At 63.7% G+C, this 20185-nt stretch carries 18 protein-coding genes; 13 read left to right on the top strand and 5 right to left on the bottom strand.

From position 1 onward, the window contains the following. Positions 1–2 precede the first annotated feature (2 nt). Positions 3–404 (bottom strand): hypothetical protein, encoded by a 402-nt coding sequence (locus FGK64_RS22125; protein WP_171054014.1) that lies wholly within the window; start codon positions 402–404, stop codon positions 3–5. Between FGK64_RS22125 and FGK64_RS08265 the strand changes: the two genes are divergently transcribed. After that, positions 393–3830, top strand: coding sequence for an ATP-binding protein (locus tag FGK64_RS08265; protein WP_171054013.1), 3438 nt, complete (start codon positions 393–395; stop codon positions 3828–3830). The genes FGK64_RS22125 and FGK64_RS08265 overlap by 12 nt on opposite strands. A gap of 143 nt (positions 3831–3973) precedes the next feature. Here the strand turns inward: FGK64_RS08265 and FGK64_RS08260 are convergent, their stop codons facing one another. Next, a complete protein-coding gene (locus FGK64_RS08260) occupies positions 3974–4528 on the bottom strand; it encodes a GNAT family N-acetyltransferase (protein WP_138863342.1) in 555 nt (184 codons plus the stop codon). Positions 4529–5077: 549 nt separating this feature from the next. On the opposite strand from FGK64_RS08260, the gene FGK64_RS08255 reads away from it, so the two are divergent. From FGK64_RS08255 to FGK64_RS08240, 4 genes are all read left to right on the top strand, one after another. Next, positions 5078–6376 (top strand): hypothetical protein, encoded by a 1299-nt coding sequence (locus FGK64_RS08255; protein ID WP_171054012.1) that lies wholly within the window; start codon positions 5078–5080, stop codon positions 6374–6376. 80 nt (positions 6377–6456) lie between these two features. Further along, positions 6457–7968 carry an Asp-tRNA(Asn)/Glu-tRNA(Gln) amidotransferase subunit GatB gene (gene gatB / locus FGK64_RS08250; protein ID WP_138863340.1) on the top strand — a complete coding sequence of 504 codons (1512 nt, stop codon included), beginning with the start codon at positions 6457–6459 and terminating at the stop codon, positions 7966–7968. Between the two features lie 6 nt (positions 7969–7974). Beyond that, the gene (locus FGK64_RS08245; RefSeq protein ID WP_138863339.1) at positions 7975–8448 is read left to right on the top strand and encodes a thioesterase family protein; all 474 of its coding nucleotides are present in this window, start codon (positions 7975–7977) and stop codon (positions 8446–8448) included. Positions 8449–8511: 63 nt separating this feature from the next. Further along, complete coding sequence (locus tag FGK64_RS08240; RefSeq protein ID WP_138863338.1) at positions 8512–9042, top strand: DUF4177 domain-containing protein; 531 nt, start codon at positions 8512–8514, stop codon at positions 9040–9042. A 158-nt stretch (positions 9043–9200) separates the two neighbouring features. On the opposite strand, the gene FGK64_RS08235 is transcribed toward FGK64_RS08240, so the two are convergent. Further along, a complete protein-coding gene (locus FGK64_RS08235) occupies positions 9201–9458 on the bottom strand; it encodes a BolA family protein (RefSeq protein WP_138863337.1) in 258 nt (85 codons plus the stop codon). A 106-nt stretch (positions 9459–9564) separates the two neighbouring features. Here FGK64_RS08235 and FGK64_RS08230 point away from each other — a divergent pair, with 106 nt between their 5' ends. Both FGK64_RS08230 and FGK64_RS08225 read left to right on the top strand, forming a co-directional pair. After that, positions 9565–10194, top strand: coding sequence for a J domain-containing protein (locus tag FGK64_RS08230; protein ID WP_138863336.1), 630 nt, complete (start codon positions 9565–9567; stop codon positions 10192–10194). A gap of 148 nt (positions 10195–10342) precedes the next feature. Continuing rightward, complete coding sequence (locus FGK64_RS08225; RefSeq protein ID WP_246057708.1) at positions 10343–10996, top strand: glutathione S-transferase family protein; 654 nt, start codon at positions 10343–10345, stop codon at positions 10994–10996. 138 nt (positions 10997–11134) lie between these two features. On the opposite strand, the gene FGK64_RS08220 is transcribed toward FGK64_RS08225, so the two are convergent. Further along, positions 11135–11692, bottom strand: coding sequence for a fasciclin domain-containing protein (locus tag FGK64_RS08220; RefSeq protein WP_138863335.1), 558 nt, complete (start codon positions 11690–11692; stop codon positions 11135–11137). A gap of 265 nt (positions 11693–11957) precedes the next feature. On the opposite strand from FGK64_RS08220, the gene cobS reads away from it, so the two are divergent. The 6 genes from cobS to FGK64_RS08190 all read left to right on the top strand — a co-directional run bounded on the left by cobS (position 11958) and on the right by FGK64_RS08190 (position 18320). Beyond that, positions 11958–12944, top strand: coding sequence for a cobaltochelatase subunit CobS (gene cobS / locus FGK64_RS08215; RefSeq protein WP_138863334.1), 987 nt, complete (start codon positions 11958–11960; stop codon positions 12942–12944). Between the two features lie 132 nt (positions 12945–13076). After that, complete coding sequence (locus FGK64_RS08210) at positions 13077–13451, top strand: hypothetical protein (protein WP_138863333.1); 375 nt, start codon at positions 13077–13079, stop codon at positions 13449–13451. Between the two features lie 156 nt (positions 13452–13607). Further along, the gene (locus tag FGK64_RS08205) at positions 13608–14018 is read left to right on the top strand and encodes a hypothetical protein (protein ID WP_138863332.1); all 411 of its coding nucleotides are present in this window, start codon (positions 13608–13610) and stop codon (positions 14016–14018) included. Positions 14019–14129: 111 nt separating this feature from the next. Beyond that, on the top strand, positions 14130–16007 hold the full coding sequence (cobT, locus tag FGK64_RS08200; protein ID WP_138863331.1) for a cobaltochelatase subunit CobT: 1878 nt from the start codon (positions 14130–14132) through the stop codon (positions 16005–16007). A 121-nt stretch (positions 16008–16128) separates the two neighbouring features. Continuing rightward, entirely contained in the window at positions 16129–17919 is a 1791-nt protein-coding gene (locus tag FGK64_RS08195; protein ID WP_138863330.1) for an aminopeptidase P family protein, read from the top strand. A gap of 56 nt (positions 17920–17975) precedes the next feature. Next, a complete protein-coding gene (locus tag FGK64_RS08190) occupies positions 17976–18320 on the top strand; it encodes a DUF427 domain-containing protein (protein WP_138863329.1) in 345 nt (114 codons plus the stop codon). A gap of 170 nt (positions 18321–18490) precedes the next feature. Here FGK64_RS08190 and FGK64_RS08185 read toward each other — a convergent pair whose 3' ends face one another. Beyond that, positions 18491–20176: a chloride channel protein gene (locus FGK64_RS08185; RefSeq protein ID WP_138863328.1), complete on the bottom strand. Its 1686-nt coding sequence runs from the start codon at positions 20174–20176 to the stop codon at positions 18491–18493. Positions 20177–20185 lie beyond the last annotated feature (9 nt).

Genomic DNA, 20185 nt, shown 5'->3' with positions numbered 1-20185 from the left:
GGTCACCATAGGTTGGGGTTTTGATGCAGGGTCGGGAGTTGCGGCGGCAGACCGAACACCTCGTCAATGGGGTCGATCCGCGGCAATCCGAAGATGCGGGAGATCAGACCGCGCCATTTGCGCGGCTGTGACGCTCCGGATGTTTTTCCGGAGCGAGGTCGTGAAATGAATTGATTCATGTGTTGGCTCGCTGAAAATGTCCGATGAGCCGACGTTTGCCCGGTCAGCGTGAATTCATCCGGGCGTGCATGCGTGAAAGGTGCGTGAAAATGGGCCTCCGGCTCGAAATTCTTGGGGGTTTCGCGATAACCAGGGATGGTGCCAAGGTTCCGCTTGGCGCTCGCAAGCCGCGGATTCTTCTCGGCCTGCTTGCTGTCGCGCGGCGCCGGACCATGACCCGCCAACGGTTGGCCGCCTTGCTGTGGGAAGACAGCGATGCCGAACAGGGCCGGGTCAGCCTGCGTCAGGCCCTGGCCCAGATCCGACGTGTCGGCGGCGATGGCTGGATCGAGGCAGAGGGCGAGGATCTGCGGCTTGGTCCTGACGTGGTGACCGATCTGGATGCCTTTGGCGAGGCTTTGTCACGCGACGATCCGGCCGAGGCGGCGCGCCTGTATCGCGGGCCGTTCCTTGACGGGCTGGACTCGGCGGCCTCGGATCTGGCGCAGGCGATCGCAGAGCATCGCGCACGTCTTGCCAGCCTTGCCACAGACGCCCTGTCGCGAGAGCTTGAGCGCATCGGAGACAGCCCGGACTCGGCGGCGGTCGCGCACCGGTTGCTGGGCCACGACCCTCTGAACGAAGCGGCGCACCGGCGTCTGATGCAGCTGGATGCCGCCCGTGGAATGCGCGGCGCGGTCAGGGCGCGATACGAGGGGCTAGCAGCCGCGCTGCGCCGCGATCTTGGCACCGATCCCGCACCCGAAACCCGCGCGATGTATGACCGCTTGCGCCGGGGCGCCGGCGCGCCCGCTGCCGCGCCGGAACCGGTTCGCGCCGACGCGGCTGACAATGTAACCGGTACCGGCTCCACCTTCCTGCTGCTCTGCATGGAGGCGGATGGAGCTCCGGATTTCGCGGAAGTGCGCAGCATCGCCAGCACCGAAGGTGCGGCCCCGGTCGAGGCAGGCCCGGGCGAAGCGGCTTTCCTGTTCAGCGGCAGGCCTCTGCACGAAGTATCGAATACCGCGTTGCGAATCGCCGCCGTAGCTGGGCGGAGCCTGTCTTTCGGGCTGATCCCTTCAGGCTCAGAGGACGCCTTGGCATCCCGTCTGCTCGTTCAGGCCCGGCGCGTAGCGGCAATGGCGGAACCCGGCGCCATTCTGGTTGCTGCGGATCTTGCGCCGCGCCTTGGTCTGGCCGTGCAGCCAGGCCAACGCGCCGTTGCCCTTCAACCCGACGCGACGCGTAAGCGCCCCGATCTGCCGATCATCGGACGCGACACGGAACTGGCACAGATCGGCGCTGCCATCGCCGCAGCCCGGGCTGCCGGGACCAGCCTGACGATCCACCTGTCTGGAGAAGCCGGAATAGGCAAGAGCCGCCTGACCACCGAAATCGCCCGGCGCAGTGCTGAGACCGGGATGGCCATCGCGGTGGCAAGGTTCGAAGCCTTCACTCCGGGGTCGCGTCATCTGGCACAAAGGATCGTGGCCGAATTGCCCGACATTGCGCCACGCGACGATGCGAATTCGATCGACCGGGCAGTGTGGTCGTGGCTGCGCGATGCTCGGACCGACACTCAGGTCGAACTGCGGATGAGTGCCCTCGCACCCGAGGCGCAGCAGGCACGCATCGTTGATGTCCTGGCCGACGCGCTAAACAGCGTGGCGCGGCAAACTGGGCTGCTTCTTGTCTTGGAAGACTGCCACTGGCGGCCGATGGGGGCAGGCGATTTCATTCTCGAACTCGTCAAACACCTTCAGGACAGCCCTGCCGTTCTCCTGCTGACCGAACGCCCCGGATCGCGCAGCCTGGATCGTCGTCTTGCGGTGCGCAGCCGGTCCGGGCTTGTCCGGGTCGCGCTCCCGCCCCTGCCCGAGGCGACAGCGCGCAATCTTGTGCGCGCGGTGGCGCCCGACATCGCCGCGCCGGAAGCCGCGATCAAACGGGCCGCCGGGCACCCTCTGTTCCTGATCCGGCTGCTGGAAGCGAACTGGACCGAGGGTGCCTTGCCGTCGAGTGTCGGCGAACTGGTGCAAGAGCAGGTCGAACGGCTGCCCGAAGCAGAGCGGGACGCCCTGCGGCAGGCCGCTGTTCTTGGCGTCAGCTTCAACCTGGCCGATGCCGCCGCCATTTTCCCCGATACCGCACGCCTGCGGGCGACCGGTGATCTGCTGCACGAAACCGATACCGGCCTCGCCTTCGGACACGACCTGATCCACCTTGCGATCTACGAGGCCATCCCCGAACAGACCCGGCAGAACTGGCACGCAAAGGCGGCAGCCTATTTTCGCGGCAACGATGCGCTTTTATGGGCGGACCATGCGCTGCGGGCCGCCGATGGTACCGAGGCCGGGCATGCAACGGCGGCTGCCGCGAATGCGATGGTTGCCGCGCGCCGCTTCTCGGCCGCGTTTCCCTATATCGAGGCCGGACTGGCCCGCGACGCAGACCCCGAAGCGCATGCCGAGCTGCATTCGTGCCGCGCCAGCATCCGACGGACCCGCGGCGACATGGCCGGAGCCCTGGACGATTACCGCGCCGCGCATGCCCTTGCCACGAAAGCCCAGACCCATGTCGCCATGCTGACCCGCCAGGCGCTTGTCCTGCACCGGCTTGGTCGTGGAGAAGAGGCAGACCGGGCACTGGACGCGGCCGAAGAGATCGCAGACGCAGGAGGTCTTTCCGGCCCTGTCCGGGCGGAAATCCATGAACAGCGCGGAAATCGCGCCTTTGTGCGGGGCGATCATGCCGCCTGCATGGCACATCACTCGGCCGCACTCGCGGCGGCCGCAGCTACAGGCGATCCCCGCGGGATCGCCCGCGGCCACGGTGGCCTTGGCGATGCAGCCTATGCGGCCGGTCGCTTTGCCACAGCCTATGACCATTTCACCAAGGCAATCGAAACCGCCGAAACGGCTGGGCTTGGGCTGGTGCGCGAAGAATATATGTTCATGCGCGCCTTCTCGCTGTTTTTCGCCGACCCCGGTCCGCAGGCCTTTCTTCTGGCCGATGTCGCCGTTGACAGCGCCGTGCAATGTGGCGCCGCGCGCACGGAACTCATCGCACGCGAGATACGCGCCGAAATGCGGACAGCGAATGGTGACCTGACAGGACTGGAACAGGACCTGCTCGCGATTTCCAACATCGCCACGGCCAAGGGGGAAACCCGGTTCATGAAAGATGTTGAGGCGCTTTATGCCTGGCTCTACATGCGCCGGGGCGATCCCCAAAGAGCGCGCGACCGTCTTGCACCGTTTCTCGAAGACGCCGTTTCAGACGCGTATATCGGCGCCAAGATACTTGGTCATGCCGCCTTGCTCGCCGAAGATCGAGAGACGCGCGATCACTGGATCGCGCAGGGCCGGGCGTGTATCGCGCGGGGCTCCTTGGCACATTCTGTCCTGTGGTATCACGCGAGCGTTCTGGAACGCGCCGTGATGGACGGTGACCGGATTTTGGCGCAAGAGGAAATGGATGCGATGCAGGCATTCGCGGCGGAAGAGCCGATCGGCCTGCTTTCACTCTACATCCGCACCGCCGAACTCCTTCTATGGCCGTCGACCGAAGCGGATCGCCAGAGCCATGCAGAGGTTGTGAGCGCCGCCGGCCTCGAGGATTGCGCGCTGCTCCTGCTTAGCCCTGAACGGGATTACGTCAGGCCCTGAACCCGGTCGAAAAGCCGGGGTATCAGCACGCACACAACCGCACGGGCGTTACGCCGTCAGGGCGCGTGACTCTTTCGCCCGACAGACACAGCGTCATCCATCGGACCCACGCACGACCCGGTTTTCGAAAGCATATACCATGCTTAGCCCTCGCCCCTGTCCGCAAATGGCCGCAAGCGCCCCATGACCAGCGCATCTTCGTAGGCACCGTCAAGGAACACGTACCCGGGCATCCTGCCTTCAATTGCGAACCCGAGGGCTTCATACAACGCGATGGCCCGCCGATTGCCCGCCCAGGCGACAAGCGAGAGCCGGCGAATTTGCAGCCACTTGTCCGCAAGATCGACCATCTGCTGCATCAGGGCGTGACCCACCCCCTTGCCGTGATGACCGGGATGGGTGGCGATCAGGTTGATGTCGGCGCAATGCCAGTGCCTTGGAAGCATTGGATAGCGTATCAGTTCCGCATAGCCGGCAACCGCGCCACCCCGCATCGCGACGATCTTGGTTGCGCCGGGGGTATCGGCGATCCTCTCGGTCACCATCGAAAGCGACTCGATCGGCAAGCGCATGGTGCCGCGGTTCACATGATCGGACTTCAATATTTCATGCACCGCCTCGGCGTCAGAAGCGCGCACATTCCGCATCTCAAGCAAGAGGTCCGACATGGCCTTTGGCTGTCTGTAATGTTGTGTCATGTTGTCCCCGCGACGACCTTGCCAATTTCAATCAGGCGTTTCGCAAGGCGGCGTGACGCGCGACCCGCCGTGAAATCTGCGTGAATGCCGGGGCTTGGCGCGCAATCACCGCACGGGCTTGGCGCCGTCGTGCGTCCGGCGGCCGCCTCCACCGAAGGTCACCGCAACATGCCGTGCCCGCTTTCGGGCTTTCGAGCCTTGTGGCGTCCTTCGAGGGCCCGGCGATCCGGGACGGAGCATGCCATACATCGTGAAACGGGTTTAGCCAACAGGCTGGACGCCGGGTCCAAGGCTGTGCGCAAAAATCGCGCAGCCTGCCGATGTTCAATAGTAACAAAAATGAACGCATCCGGGCCTGCTGAAATCCCGGTGAAAAGACGGGAAAATCGAACATCCCCTCAGCGGTGAAGCAGCCCCCAGCGCGCTTATACGTCGCGCCTTGCAATTACCCCACATCGAAACCGCAAACATCTTATCCCTGCCTTGTTTGCGCCCGAAACCGCGCCGATGGTCTGCATCAGAATGACAGCAATACCCGGAGCCACCAATTTGCGTTCCCGTCCCCTCGCGCTGATGACGCGCCTCGCCGATTGCCTCAAGCCGACCGCCCAGATCGGCGCGCAGCCTTCGGGGTCCGAGACGCCGCTTGGCGCCTTCCCGCCGCCGCGCCCGGAAACCCATATCTCGATCCCGATGCGCGAGCTGACAGAGGATACGACCCGCGCTGATGCCGCTCGCACCCGCGGCCAGTTCCTTGCCCGGCAAGACATGTGGGACACGCTGTTGCACGAAATCCATCAGGCCGACATGGCCCGCGCCACCACCGGACAGGGCCTGCCGGTTGCCGAACTTCTGGCCTTTGGGGCCCGCACCGACGTGGTGCAGGCCGCCGACACCGCGATCCGCGATGGCTGCGCCTGCGATGATCCGGCATTGACTGCCGGAATCAACGCTCTCGAAGCCCTGCGCCACGATCTCGACACCACCCCGGACACCGCTCCCTACCTTGCCACCATCCTTGCACAGACGCATCTGGATATCGGCTGGGCATGGCGAGGCAACGACTGGCGCGACGGTCTGCCCGAGGATCGCCGCCAGAAATGCGCCGCCCATTTCGACCGCGCAACCGGACTGATGGCGCCCTACAACGGCGTCGAGTTGAACAGCCCTCTGGTGGCCGCGACCCAATGCGCGCTGCTCGCGGGCGCAAGCGATCCCAACCAGCGCATCAGCGACGATTACGAAGACCTGATTGACCTTGATCCGCATAACTTCCGCCACATGCGCGCCCTTGGGCATTACCTGCTGCCCCGTTGGTTCGGTTCCTACGCCGAGCTTGACCGGCAGGCAAAGAACACCGCTGCGCGCACCCGCGACATATGGGGCGACGGAGGCTACACTTGGGTCTGTTTTGACGCCATCGCCCGCGACGCTGGCGCCTTTGATCGGCTTGACGCAGATCGCTTCATCGCGGGGTTGCACGATATCGTCGCCGCCCGCCCCGATCAGGCCACCGTCAACCTGCTTGCAGCCTACTGCGCACTGACGCTGCCGCTTGATGCCAGCTCCGACGCCCGCCCCAATGACCGCCACGCAGACAAGCGCGCGCGCGTCGCGGCCTCCGCCGACTGGCTGATCCGCGATCACCTGACCGAGCTGCACCCGATGATCTGGGCCCATGCGCTTGACCGGTTCGACAACAACGCAACGGTCGGTTCGGTCGAACGCTTTGCCGCGCGCGGGCGCCGCTCTGCGTTCCGGGTTCTGGGCGAGGTGTTCGGCGACGACATCCGCCGCGGCACCCATATCACCTTCACCGAAACCGGCCTGTCGATGCGCTCGATCTGAACGCGCGTAACCCGCGCCCTTGCCCCGCCCCCTGTGCTGGCCTAGAACGCAAACCGGATAGCGGACAAGAGGCGCGCGACATGCTGGATCTGACCTACGAGGCCCCCAAGGTGAAAACCATCGCCGGGGCCAAGCACGACTGGGAACTGGTCATCGGGATGGAAGTCCACGCCCAGGTGTCGTCGCGGGCCAAGCTGTTTTCGAGCGCCTCGACCAAATTCGGGGCCGAGCCGAATTCCAACGTGTCGTTCGTGGATGCGGCGATGCCCGGAATGCTGCCCGTCATCAACGAATTCTGCGTCGATCAGGCCGTACGCACCGGGCTTGGGCTGAAAGCCGCGATCAACCTGAACAGCGCGTTTGACCGCAAGAACTATTTCTACCCAGACCAACCGGCGGGCTACCAGATTTCCCAGCTGTATCACCCCATCGTGGGCGAAGGCGAAGTGCTGGTCGAAATGGGGGAAGGCATCGCGCGCCGCGTCCGGATCGAACGCATCCACCTGGAACAGGACGCGGGCAAGTCGATCCACGACATGGATCCAACGATGAGCTTCGTCGACCTGAACCGCGCAGGCGTCGCCCTGATGGAGATTGTTTCGCGCCCCGACATCCGCGGTGCGGATGAGGCTGCCGCCTATATCACCAAGTTGCGGCAGATTTTGCGCTACCTTGGCACCTGCGATGGCAACATGCAGAACGGAAATCTCCGCGCCGATGTGAACGTCTCGGTCTGCCTGCCCGGGCAATATGAAAAATATCTTGAAAGCGGCGATTTCTCGCACCTCGGGACACGTTGCGAAATTAAGAACATGAACTCGATGCGGTTCATCCAGCAGGCCATCGACTACGAAGCCCGCCGCCAGATCGCCATTGTCGAAGGCGGCGGCACCGTCGACCAGGAAACCCGCGGATTCGACCCGGACACCGGCGAGACCCGCACCCAGAGGTCGAAGGAAGAGGCGCATGATTACCGCTACTTCCCCGATCCCGACCTGCTGCCGCTTGAAATCGAACAGGCCTGGGTCGACGATATCGCGGCCTCACTGCCGGAATTGCCCGATGAAAAGAAGGCCCGTTTCATGACGGGCTTTGGCCTCAGCGACTATGACGCCAGCGTTCTGACCGCCGAAGTCGAAGCCGCCGGGTATTTCGAACAGGCCGCCGAAGGCCGCGACGGCAAGCTGGCCGCGAACTGGATCATCAACGAACTCTACGGCCGCCTGAAAAAAGACGAAACCCAGCTGGCCGACAGCCCGGTATCGCCCGCACAGATCGGCCAGATCGTCGACCTGATCAAATCCGATGCGATCAGCGGCAAGATCGCCAAGGACGTGTTCGAGATCTGCTATACCTCGGGCCGCGACCCCGAAGAGATCGTGGAAACCGAAGGCATGAAGCAGGTGACCGATACCGGCGCCATCGAAACCGCCGTGGACGAGATCATCGCCGCCAACCCGGCGCAGGTCGAAAAGGCCAAGCAGAACCCCAAGCTGGCCGGCTGGTTCGTGGGTCAGGTGATGAAGGCCACAGGCGGCAAGGCGAATCCGAAGGCGGTCAATGATATCGTCTCGGCCAAGCTGGGTCTGTAACTCGGCATGGCTGTATTCACCTCTTCGCCTCTGGCGCTTGAACCGGCATGGATCGACCACAACGGCCATCTCAACATGGCGTTCTACTCGGTCCTGTTCGACCGGGGCGTCGATCAGGTGTGGGACGATTTCGGCCTTGGGCTCGACTACGTGAAAACCAGCGGCATGACGACCTTTGCCGCCGAATTCCATGTCCGCTATGTGCGCGAGCTGAAGCTGGGCGATCTGGTGACTTCAACGTTCCAGATCCTCGACCATGACGCAAAGCGCGTGCATTCCTTCCAGGAATTGCGCCACGTTGATGGCTGGCTGGCGGCGACGGGCGAAACGCTACATCTGTCGATAGATCAATCCGGCCCGCGCGTCGCGGCCTTCCCCGACGACGTTCAGGCCAGAATCGCCGCAATGGCGCAGGATCATGCCGACCTGCCCCACCCTGACGGCGCCGGACGCCGCATCGGCTTGCGTCAAGGCGCCTGATCGGCCATTCAAGGCAAAGCCACGGCCAAGCCGCATCCGGCCAGAGCAAGCAGGACCAGAAATATGCCCGTCTACGAATACAAGGTGATCCCCGCCCCCGCCAAGGGCACCAAGGCCAAGGGATTGAAAACGCCCGAAACCCGCTTTGCGCACACGGTCGAATCCCTGCTCAACACGATGGGCGCCGAAGGCTGGGAGTTCCAGCGCGCCGAACTGCTGCCCAGCGAAGAACGCAGTGGCCTGACCGGCAGCGCCACCAACTGGCGCAACCTGCTGGTGTTCCGCCGTGAAATCACCTCGGTGGATACCACGGCCAATGCGGGCGTGGTTGAAACCGGCCTGCCGATGGTCGCGGGTGCATCTGCCCTGTCGGTCGCCGCCAATTCCGACAGCGCCGCCGCGGCCCGCCCGATCAGCAGCACCCCTCCCGCCGCCGGGAAAACCCCGCCGGTCACCGCGTCGCGGAACACCCCGCCCACAACGAAACCCGCCGTGGACACGCCGGATGACGAACAGGATGATGCGCCCGACCAACGGATGACCGGCATCGAGAAAGCCATGCGCCACAACGCGGGCGAGGACTCAAAAAACTGATCGCGCAACTCGCTGGAAGGGTGCTGATCGCGCTGACGCGCGATGCCTCCGGCGGGGATATTTGACCCCCAAAGAAGCAGGGAGTCTTCTCCTCTTCATTATTCCGAAAATACTCCGGGGGAGTCCCGCAGGGACGGGGGCAGCGCCCCCATGTCAGTCTAGCTGTCGATATCAAGCGACAATGCGTGGATGCGCGAGACAAGGTCTTTGCCCAAGGCGTCATGGACCGCCCGATGGCGCGCGATGCGTGATTGTCCCTCGAAGGCCGCCGCGCGGATTCGCACGTTGAAATGGCTCTCGCCGCCGTCCTGATAACCGGCATGGCCCCGGTGGCGCTCGCTGTCGTCCACCACATCCAGTGCGTGTGGTGCAAAGGCCGCTTGCAACCTGTCGCGTATCGTCTCGGTCACGGTCATTTTGATCCAATGCAGCAAATTTATTGCCGCTCCCCTCTTCCGTCTGTCGCGACATAGACTAAACTCTGGCCTCCGAGTCGAAAAGTACAATCCCGAGGATCGCCCGATGACCAAACCAGACCCCTTTGGATTCGATATGTCCGTGTCGTCCGCGAAGAAAAAGAACCCCCGCGGACGGCGTGGGATGTCAGGCGCGTCGGAGACCTCGGTCCGTATCTGCGAACACGAAGGGTGCGACCAGCCCGGAAAGTTCCGCGCGCCGAAGGCACCGGACGTGCTGGACGACTATTTCTGGTTCTGCCAGCAGCATGTGCGCGAATACAATCTCAAGTGGAACTTTTTCGACGGCACGACCGAGGCCGAACTGAACGCTCAGATGTCGAAAGACAAAGTCTGGGAACGCACCACCAAGCCGATCAGCGACCCCGAGGCGCGCGCCTGGGCCCGCCTTGGCATCGAGGACCCGCACCAGGTTCTGGGCGCCAATGCCACTCAGAACCCGGGCCGCCGCACCAACAATTCAGGCCGCCGCCTGCCTCCCACCGAGCGCCGTGCGATCGAAATCCTTGATGCGGGTGACGGCTGGACCAAGACCGAGGTGCGCAAAGCCTACAAGGCTCTGATCAAGGTACTGCACCCCGATATGAACGGCGGCGACCGCAGCCAGGAAGAACAATTGCAGCAGGTGGTCTGGGCCTGGGATCAGATCAAGGCAAGCCGCAACTTCAAGGATTGAACCCGGCCCCGTCCCGGTGACAGAGACTGGGCGCGCGGGGAACCGGGCGCCTTTTTGCCGTTCTACGAGACCGAAACTACGACCGCGTGCACGACCGTGTATCGGTTTGTGCTAGTTTTCGGCCGAACGTGGCCCTCACGGAGCCGGAATGATCATGCCGACACTCACAGCTTTCAAGGACTCGCCTGACAAAGGGGCCGGGCTGGCGCGCGATATGCGCGTCCGCTGGGCGCTGGAGGAGGTGGGGCAACCCTACGACGTGCGGCTGGTGACGTCTCAGCAGATGAAAAACCCCGCGCACCTGGCGCGCCAGCCCTTCGGGCAAATCCCGGCATACGAGGACGGCGACGTTGCGATGTTCGAGTCGGGAGCCATCGTTCTGCATATCGCAGAGCATCATCCGGTCCTCTTACCACGGGATTCAGTCCAGCGCGCCCGTGCGCTCAGTTGGCTGTTCGCGGCTCTGAGCACGGTCGAGCCGCCAATTCTGGAGCGAGAAACCGTCCGGTTCTTCGAAACCGACAAGCCTTGGCAGGCCGAGCGTTTCGACATGGTGGATGCGCGGATCCGGGCGCGCCTCGATCAGCTTGCCGCCGCGCTTGGCGATGCGGACTGGTTCGCCGGAGCGTTCAGTGCCGCCGATATCGTGATGGTTCATGCGATCCGCAGGCTGGACGGCGCGGGCATATTGGAAGGCTACCCGCGCCTTGGCGCCTATATTGCCCGTGCCGAGACCCAGCCCGCCTATCAGCGCGCCTTTGCCGCGCAATATCAGGTATTTCAGGATGCCCACCTGTCCTGACTTCGCCCGCCACGGCCGCGCGCAAAACAGGAACGGCCCCCGCCGCACCGGGCAAGGACCGTCCTGATATTCAGGTCGACGTCACCTGTGGGCCATGAAGCAGCACCTCCGACCCATAGGCGCGATCACTGGCTGGCATTATTCCGCCGGCAGAAGAACCGTATCGATCACGTGGATCACGCCGTTCGACTGATCGACGTCAGCGATGGTCACTGTCGCGGTGCGGCCACGCTCGTCCTCCAGCACGATGTCATCACCCATCATTTTAGCCTGCAAGGTGCAACCGCCCACCGTCGACACCGGATGCACACCGCCGTCGTCCTTGATCATACCGGCAATCGCGTCCGACATGGCATCAGCCGCCACAACATGGCAGGTCAGGACTTTGGTCAGCATTTCCTTGTTTTCGGGCTTCAGCAGGGTCTCCACAGTGCCCTTCTGCAGCATGTCGAACGCTGCGTTGGTGGGGGCGAACACGGTAAATGGGCCGGGGCCTGCCAGCGTATCGACAAGATCGGCGGCCTTCACAGCGGCGACCAGCGTGGTGTGATCGGCGGAATTCACCGCGTTTTCGACGATGTTCTTGTCGGCATACATCGCCGCACCACCCACCATCGGGTTCTCGGCGGCAGCGGCGGGCAGCGCCAGAACACAGGTGCTGGCAACAGCGGCGGCAAACGTCTTGATCGTGAACATGCTTATCTCCCTTGAGCATTGGCCCGGCAGCGCGCCGGGTATGACAAGAGGTACGGGCCCCGGACCGGACTGGTTTCAAATGGATGCCGATTTTTTCATCACAAAGTGTTCAGCGCTGTCTGCTCGCCTTTTGCGCAGCCCGCCCTAACGCGCGCGAACAATGACACGGGCCTGGCGCCGCTTCCTCTTGCCCTTGAGCCAAGAATGAGGCACCAACGCCCGGTCCGAGACAACACCCCGGGCGCAAGCGACAAGGACGACAGGCATGGCCGACGGCGGAATCGATATCAACGCAAAACCCACGGAAGAAATTTCGGTGCGCGAGGTGTTCGGCATCGACACCGACATGAAGATCAAGGCCTTCCCCGAGCGGACCGACCGTGTGCCCGAAGTCGATTCGACCTACAAGTTCGACCGCGACACCACGCTGGCGATCCTGGCCGGCTTCAGCCACAACCGCCGCGTCATGATCCAGGGCTACCACGGCACCGGGAAATCGACGCATATCGAACAGGTCGCCTCGCGGTTGAACTGGCCCACCGTGCGCGTGAACCTTGACAGCCATATCAGCCGGATCGACCTGATCGGCAAGGATGCGATCAAGCTGCGCGACGGCAAGCAGGTGACGGAATTCCACGAAGGCATCCTGCCCTGGGCGCTGCGCAACCCCACTGCCATCGTGTTCGACGAATACGATGCGGGCCGCGCCGACGTGATGTTCGTGATCCAGCGCGTGCTGGAGCATGACGGCAAGCTGACGCTGCTGGATCAGAACGAGATCATTACGCCGAACAAGTACTTCCGCCTGTTTGCCACATCGAACACCGTGGGCCTTGGCGACACCACGGGCCTCTATCACGGCACGCAGCAGATCAACCAGGCGCAGATGGACCGCTGGAGCCTTGTGGCGACGCTGAATTACCTCAGCCACGACGCCGAGGTTGCGATCGTTCTGTCGAAAGCGCCGCATTACAACAACGAAAAGGGCCGCAAGACCGTCAGCCAGATGGTCACCCTGGCCGATCTGACGCGAACCGCCTTCATGAACGGCGACCTGTCGACCGTGATGAGCCCTCGGACCGTCATCACCTGGGCCCAGAACGCAGAGATCTTCCGCGATGTCGGCTATTCCTTCCGCCTGTCCTTCCTGAACAAGTGTGACGAGCTTGAGCGCCAGACCGTGGCCGAGTTCTATCAGCGCTGCTTTGACGAAGAGTTGCCCGAAAGCGCGGCCAGCGTTTCGCTGGGCTAAACCCGACGACATCGCATTACCGGCGCCCGCCTCTGGCGGGCGTTTTCATTTTTAGGCAACGTTACCAAAAAGTTTTCAGATCGCACATTTGACAGGCGGTATCTTAAGTGATCTGCTTGAATTATGGGCGCTATGCGAAAAATTTTCATTTCATATACCCTGCTGACCTGCCTTGGCGCTCCGGTCCATGCGGGTGAAACGCCAGACCCCTACGCACGGTTTGCCACCTGTGCCGGCCGGCTTTCGGCCCTGATGGAACACCAGTGGCTGATTGGCGCGGCGGGCGCGGATCTGACGCGGGCCCAACGGCAAGGCATGATTGACCTACTTGAAACGGCTCCTGCCCCGAACCCCAAACAACACCTGGCGCGCCGGATCGAGGCCAAGCACCTGCTGGCCAGAATGCTGTTACACGCCGAATTCGCCACATCGGCTCGCGACAGGCGCATGGCACGTTCCGGGGCAGACCGCGCCATTGCCGAGTGCCGGGCGCTGACCTTGGGCTAAACAGGCATCCATCTGTTCGGGATCGCCTGATTTTCAGGCACCGCGCCGCATCAGCACGGCACGACTCAGGGGAAATGTATCCCATTTGCAACGAAATTGCATATGCAATGTATATACTCAATTGTCGGTTAGGGATTCTGCGGTAGGCTGGATCCCATGACACGCGCTGCCCACATGTTTCCCTTGATGGTTCTCTGCCTCGGCCTTCTGTCCGGCACAGCGGCGAATGCCGTTCCCTCACGATCTCAGGAACGGGTCGAGGTCTTTGCAACATGCTCGGGGCGGCTGGCCGCGCTTGCCACGCGACAACGCGCCTGGGACGATCCCGACGCGGCGGAAAATGAACGCCTGCGCGATCTGTTCGATCTGATGGTCGATACGATCCTGCCCGATGCGCTGCGCGATGGCACTGCCGAAACCCAGCCCCGTCAATGGCGCACCAACGGGTGGAGCGAAATGGCGGTGCTGCTGGCCGAGGCCGATTATGCGCTGGATCAACGTCGTGTTGACCGGGCCCACCGATTGCTGGAACAGCGCCTGCGCATCTGTCGGGCGCTGGTGCTTTAGAGCCCTTCCCCGCCTAATTTCCTGAAGCCGTGGTGCCGCCCGCGCTGGTCAATCCCGATCAATGCGCTTAGGTTGCGGCCTTGAACTCCGCGAGCGATCAGAAGGCCAAACATGGCGCAGAAGTCAGACAACCCCGCCGACCCGTTCAAGAAGGCCCTGGCCGAGGCCACCAAGGTCATGGCCAACGACCCTGAACTGACGGTCAGCTATACGGTCGACCCCTCGGGCCTGTCGGGCGAGGCTATGCGCCTGCCCCAGATCAGCCGCCGGATGAGCCGCGAAGAGGTGCTGCTGGCGCGCGGCACCGCCGATGCGCTGGCGATGCACCGCAAGTATCACGACAATGCCACCCACGCCCGTTATGCCCCTCCGGGTGACATGGCGCGCGATCTGTATGAGGCGATGGAAGTTGCCCGATGCGAGGCGATGGGCGCGCGCGACATGCCCGGCACCGCCGGCAACATCGACGCCAAGATCGGCAACGATGCCTTGCGGCGCGGGTATGATCAGATAACGCAAAGCTCGGAAGCGCCGCTGCCGATGGCGGCGGGGTATCTGGTGCGCCATCTGGCAACAGGGCGCGATCTGCCACGAGGCGCAGAGAACGTGATGAACCTGTGGCGCGGGTTCATCGAGAACCAGGCCGGCGGCAGCCTAGAGCAGATCAACGAGATGCTGGCCGATCAGTCGGCCTTTGCCCGTCTGGCGCGGCAGGTGATCAAGGATCTGGGCTTTGGCGATCAGTTGGGCGACGACCCCGACGCCAATGACGACGAACAGGAAGATCAGGCCGAGGAAGACCAGTCCGACGATCAGGAGCCGGAAAGCACCGGCGATGACGACAGCGACGATGATGCTGCCGACGCCGATCCAGAACGCTCGCAGGACGATCAGCAGGATGCCGCGGATGCGCAGGTGTCAATGGATGATCTTGCCGATGACGAGTTGGGCGAAGATGCGGAAATGCCCGATGCCGAGGCGCCGCTTGACCCGCCCGGCCCCCCGCCCGCGTCAGAGGCCGACCCGGATTACAAGGTGTTCCTGACCACCCACGACGAGGAAATCGCCGCCGAGGACTTGGCCGAACCCGCCGAGCTGGAGCGTCTGCGCGCCTACCTGGATCAGCAGCTCGAGCCGCTGAAGGGCGCCGTCAGCCGGCTGGCGAACAAGCTGCAACGCCGGCTTCAGGCCCAGCAGAACCGCAGCTGGGAATTCGACCGCGAGGAAGGCATCCTGGACGCAGGGCGCCTGGCCCGCGTGGTTGCCAACCCCACGACTCCGCTGTCCTTCAAGGTGGAGAAAGACACCGAATTCCGTGACACAGTGGTGACGCTGCTCCTGGATAACTCGGGCTCGATGCGCGGGCGTCCGATTTCGATCGCGGCGATCTGCGCCGACGTTCTGGCGCGCACGCTGGAACGCTGCAACGTCAAGGTCGAGATCCTTGGGTTCACCACCCGCGCGTGGAAAGGCGGACAGGCCCGCGAAGCATGGCTGAACGATGGCCGCCCGCAGCAACCCGGCCGCCTGAACGATTTGCGCCACATCATCTATAAAGGCGCCGATGCGCCCTGGCGCCGTGCGCGGCCGAACCTTGGCCTCATGATGAAGGAAGGCTTGCTGAAGGAAAACATCGACGGCGAGGCGCTGGAATGGGCGCACCGCCGCATGATCAACCGCCGTGAGCAGCGCAAGATCCTGATGGTGATTTCCGACGGCGCCCCGGTTGACGATTCGACGCTGTCGGTAAACCCGGCGAATTATCTGGAAAAACACCTGCGCGACGTGATCGCCATGGTGGAAAAGCGCAAGCTGGTGGAATTGCTGGCCATCGGCATCGGCCATGACGTGACCCGTTACTACGACCGCGCGGTGACAATCACCGATGTCGAGCAGCTGGCCGGTGCGATGACCGAACAGCTTGCCGCGCTGTTCGACAGTGATCCGCGCGCGCGCGCCCGGGTGATGGGAATGCGCAAGGCCAGCTGACGCTCGCCCGCCTTCGGCGAAAGTATTTGTACCGAAAAGAAGCCGCGGTCCGGTGGTGCAATCGGCTTGCACCCCGGGCGGCTTCGCGGTTGGGTGGCATCGGCCAACCAAGGAGACCCCCATGTTCCAGACCTTCGACGTGACCGCCCGCCCCGAACAGGGGCCGCCGCGTCTGGCCGCCTTGCGCGCCGAAATGGCGCGCCATGGGCTTGATGGATTCATGGTGCCGCGCGCCGACGCGCATCAGGGCGAATACGTGGCGGAACGGGATGCGCGTCTGGCATGGCTGACCGGGTTCACCGGTTCGGCCGGATTCTGCGCGGCGCTGCGCGAGGTGGCGGGCGTGTTCATCGACGGACGCTATCGCACGCAGGTCAAAGCGCAGGTGGCCGATGTGTATTCTCCGGTGCCATGGCCCGACCGGCAATTGCCGGGCTGGTTGAAAGAGCACCTTCCGCAGGGCGGAAAGGTGGGGTTCGACCCGTGGCTGCACACGATTTCCGAAGTCGAGCGGTGGGGCAAGGCGCTGGCGGACACCGGAATCGAGATGGTGCGCACGCCCAATCTGGTGGATGCCATCTGGGCCGATCAGCCGCCCCCCCCTGCCGCGCCAATCAAGGCGCATCCGCTGGAGTTTGCAGGGGAAAGCAGTGCTGACAAGATCGCCCGGCTGGCGCGCGGACTGACCACCGCGGGACAGACGTCCGCCGTGTTGACACAGCCGGATTCGATCATGTGGCTTCTGAACATTCGCGGCAGCGACATTGCGCGCAATCCGCTGGCGTTGGGGTTTGCGATCCTGCATGCCAACGGTCGGGTCGATCTGTTCATGGGGCGGGACCGGCTGGTGGATCTGGCCGACCATCTGGGCGCGGATGTTGCTGTCTTCGACACGAATGAGTTCGGCGCAGCACTACAGCCGCTTTCCGGTTGGGTGCGTCTGGATCCGGCGACAGCGCCGCAGGCCGTTGCAGACGCGCTGGAGGGGCGATGGGTGGCTGGAGACGACCCTTGCGCGCTGCCGAAGGCCCGCAAGAACGACGCCGAGATCGAGGGCGCGGCGCAAGCGCACCTGCGCGACGGGGCGGCGATGGTCGAGCTGTTGGCATGGCTTGATGCGCAACCTGCCGGCAACCTGACGGAGATCGACGTTGTAACCCGTCTGGAACTGTGCCGCCGCCGTGACAACGCGTTGCAGGATATCAGTTTCGATACGATTTCGGGCACCGGACCGAACGGTGCAATCATGCACTACCGCGTGACCGAGGAAACCGATGCCCGGCTGGAAGAGGGGCACTTGCTGGTGCTGGACAGCGGCGGGCAATATCTGGACGGCACCACCGACATCACGCGGACTGTCGCCATTGGCGCCCCTGGCTCCGAAGAATGCGCAGCCTTTACCCGGGTTCTGAAAGGCATGATTGCCATGTCGATGCTGCACTGGCCCGCCGGGCTGGCCGGGCGTGACATCGAATGCATCGGGCGGGCACCGCTCTGGGCTGCCGGTCAGGATTTCAATCATGGGCTGGGCCATGGTGTTGGCGCCTATCTCAGCGTCCACGAAGGGCCGCAGCGCCTGTCGCGCGCCAGCACGATCCCGCTGGAGCAGGGCATGATCCTGAGCAATGAGCCCGGCTATTACCGCGAAGGCGCCTTTGGCATCCGGATCGAAAATCTTCTGGTGGTGCAACCCCTTGGCGATCTGCCGGGCGCCGATCCCGAACGCAGCTTTCTGCAGTGGCAGACGCTGACCTTTGTACCGATTGACCGCCGTCTGATCGTCGTCGAGATGCTGAGCGCGGACGAACGCGCCTGGCTGAATGCCTACCACGCCGAGGTGCGCGAAAAGATCGGCCCCAGGGTGGGCAAGGATGCCAAACTGTGGTTGGATGCCGCGGCTGCGCCGCTGTGACATTTCACTGTCATATGCAGGCGGCTTGAGCGACACAACAAGGGGAGAGGACGGGCATGGCAGATCACATCAAAATTCGCAAAGCAGGCGGCAACTGGGTTGTCCGCTCGGGCGGCGCCGTATTGGGCGAGAGCACGAATGCGCTGGAGCTGAGCGAGGGCGATTACCCGCCCGTGATCTATTTCCCCCGGGGCGATATTGCCATGGCCTTTCTGGACCGCACCGAAAAGACGTCGCACTGCCCACACAAGGGCGATGCGACGTATTTTTCCATAGTCACCCGGTCGACGACCTTAGAGAACGCCGCGTGGAGCTATGAGACACCGATTGACGGTGTTTCGGAGATTGCCGGGCACATCGCATTTTATGTGGGCGAACAGGTGGCGGTCGAGCAGGTCTGAGGCGCCTTGTCAAACAGGTGGAAGGGGGCTCTGCCCCCGCCCGCTGCGCGGACTCCCCCGGGATATTTGGAGCCCAAAGAAAGCGACATGGTCCGCGCTTCTTTGGGCCCTAAATATCCCCGCCGGAGGCATCGCGCGCAGCGCGATATTGCCGCCAGCCTTTCGCGAAGTCAGCTGTGTTCCTCGGCCGCGGTCGCGGCCAGCGCGCGGTTGTAGGCTTTCAGCGCGTCGATATGGAACAAGGTTCCCACAAGTTCGGGCGGCTGCGTTTTTGAGCGCGTCACCACCGGCAGAAACGCCACGTCGGCGCGTTCGAACAGCGGCATCGCAGCTTCGAGAGTGGCGGAGGCCTCGACGAAGAGCCCCTCGGCTATCATCTCTCGGCACACGTCTGGTTCGCCTCCACGGGCATCGCCCATCGGGCGCATCACGGCGCCGGCGCGGAACATCGCCAGCAGGTAGGCCTGGGGGCCAGCGGCGAGGTGAATGTTGCGCCGTTCCAGCTGGGTCAGGAAGAACGACCGATCGACCAGCCGCGAGGCAAGCGCGGTCGACATCGACACCGAAACCATAACCGCGAGGCCGATCTGCCAGTCTCCAGTCAGTTCGAACACGATGAGCGTGGTCGAGATGGGTGCGCCAAGGACTGCCGCCGCCACCGCGCCCATCCCGGCAAAGGCATAGAGCGTCGGCAACCCCGACACATCAGGCAGAACGCCGGTGGCGATCACACCAAAGACCAGCCCGGTCAGCGCCCCGATCATCAGCGAGGGCGAAAAGATGCCTCCGCCCATACGCCCGCCGAAGGTGATGGCCACGGCCACGGTTTTCAGCACGGCAAACACGAGTGCTTCGTGCAGGATCAGATCGCCCGAAAGCGCACGATAGGTGGTTTCATAGCCGACGCCGATGATATGCGGATACCAGATCGCCAGCGCGCCCAGCATCGCCCCGGCCAGCGCCGGGCGCAGCCAGCGCGGCAGGCGCAGTCCGCGCTGCAAATGAGTGCCCAAATCTTCGGCCCAGAAGACCGAGCGCATGAGGGCGGCGGCGACCACCCCGCAGACAAGCCCAAGCATCAGAAAGGCCGGCAATTCGACGTAGAATTGCAGGGCGCCAGGTGTCGTCAGCACGAATTCGGTCACGTCTCCGAATTCCAGCCGGTTGATGACCGTTCCGGCGACCGAGGCGATCACGATCGGGGCAAATGCGTGCACGGCGAAGTGGCGCAGCACGACCTCGAGTGCGAAGAGCGCCCCGGCAATGGGCGCGTTGAAGCTGGCCGAGACGGCGGCGGCCACGGCACAGCCAAGCAGGTCGCGCCCGGTGATCCCGTCGGCGTTGATCTTGCGGCAAACCAGCGTGGAGATCACGCCCGCCATATGCACAACCGGGCCTTCGCGGCCCGAAGACCCGCCCGAGGACAGCGTGATCAGCGAGGCCACCATCGACGCCGCCCCTGCCCGGCGTTCGACCCGGCCATCGCGCATTGCTGCGCCCTCGATCACGTCGGCCACGCCGCGCACCCGACCATCGGGCGTGAACCGATGCAGGATCACGCCCACGATCAGCCCGCCCAGAACCGGCAGCATCAGGATCCAGTACCATGGCAGCGATTGCGCGAAAGTGTGCAGGAACTGCACATCGTCCGTGCCATACAGCGCTGCCTGAAGCGCATCGATGCCCTTGCGGAAGAACAGCGCGGCAAAGCCGGCCGCGATCCCGATCACCAAAGCGATGAACCAGAACTGCACCTGGCTCGGCCCGCGCCGACGCATCACTGTCCAGCCCGTCTTGCAGGCGGTCACGGCCTGTTTGTACTGATCAGACAGGAAAGAGGGCGGTTCGTTGGTCATCTTGGCGTG

Origin of the sequence: Arenibacterium halophilum, assembly GCF_005938225.1 — a bacterium.
Taxonomy (GTDB): domain Bacteria; phylum Pseudomonadota; class Alphaproteobacteria; order Rhodobacterales; family Rhodobacteraceae; genus Arenibacterium; species Arenibacterium halophilum.
This window is presented reverse-complemented; position numbering and strand designations above follow the sequence as displayed.

Coding starts and splice junctions, on each gene's coding strand:
- FGK64_RS08265 (WP_171054013.1), top strand. CDS start 393: ATGACCCGCCAACGGTTGGCCGCCTTGCTGTGGGAAGACAGCGATGCC.
- FGK64_RS08240 (WP_138863338.1), top strand. CDS start 8,512: ATGCCCGTCTACGAATACAAGGTGATCCCCGCCCCCGCCAAGGGCACC.
- gatB (WP_138863340.1), top strand. CDS start 6,457: ATGCTGGATCTGACCTACGAGGCCCCCAAGGTGAAAACCATCGCCGGG.
- cobS (WP_138863334.1), top strand. CDS start 11,958: ATGGCCGACGGCGGAATCGATATCAACGCAAAACCCACGGAAGAAATT.
- FGK64_RS08185 (WP_138863328.1), bottom strand. CDS start 20,176: ATGACCAACGAACCGCCCTCTTTCCTGTCTGATCAGTACAAACAGGCC.
- FGK64_RS08195 (WP_138863330.1), top strand. CDS start 16,129: ATGTTCCAGACCTTCGACGTGACCGCCCGCCCCGAACAGGGGCCGCCG.
- cobT (WP_138863331.1), top strand. CDS start 14,130: ATGGCGCAGAAGTCAGACAACCCCGCCGACCCGTTCAAGAAGGCCCTG.
- FGK64_RS08245 (WP_138863339.1), top strand. CDS start 7,975: ATGGCTGTATTCACCTCTTCGCCTCTGGCGCTTGAACCGGCATGGATC.
- FGK64_RS08220 (WP_138863335.1), bottom strand. CDS start 11,692: ATGTTCACGATCAAGACGTTTGCCGCCGCTGTTGCCAGCACCTGTGTT.
- FGK64_RS08210 (WP_138863333.1), top strand. CDS start 13,077: ATGCGAAAAATTTTCATTTCATATACCCTGCTGACCTGCCTTGGCGCT.
- FGK64_RS08230 (WP_138863336.1), top strand. CDS start 9,565: ATGACCAAACCAGACCCCTTTGGATTCGATATGTCCGTGTCGTCCGCG.
- FGK64_RS08225 (WP_246057708.1), top strand. CDS start 10,343: ATGATCATGCCGACACTCACAGCTTTCAAGGACTCGCCTGACAAAGGG.
- FGK64_RS08190 (WP_138863329.1), top strand. CDS start 17,976: ATGGCAGATCACATCAAAATTCGCAAAGCAGGCGGCAACTGGGTTGTC.
- FGK64_RS08235 (WP_138863337.1), bottom strand. CDS start 9,458: ATGACCGTGACCGAGACGATACGCGACAGGTTGCAAGCGGCCTTTGCA.
- FGK64_RS08205 (WP_138863332.1), top strand. CDS start 13,608: ATGACACGCGCTGCCCACATGTTTCCCTTGATGGTTCTCTGCCTCGGC.
- FGK64_RS08260 (WP_138863342.1), bottom strand. CDS start 4,528: ATGACACAACATTACAGACAGCCAAAGGCCATGTCGGACCTCTTGCTT.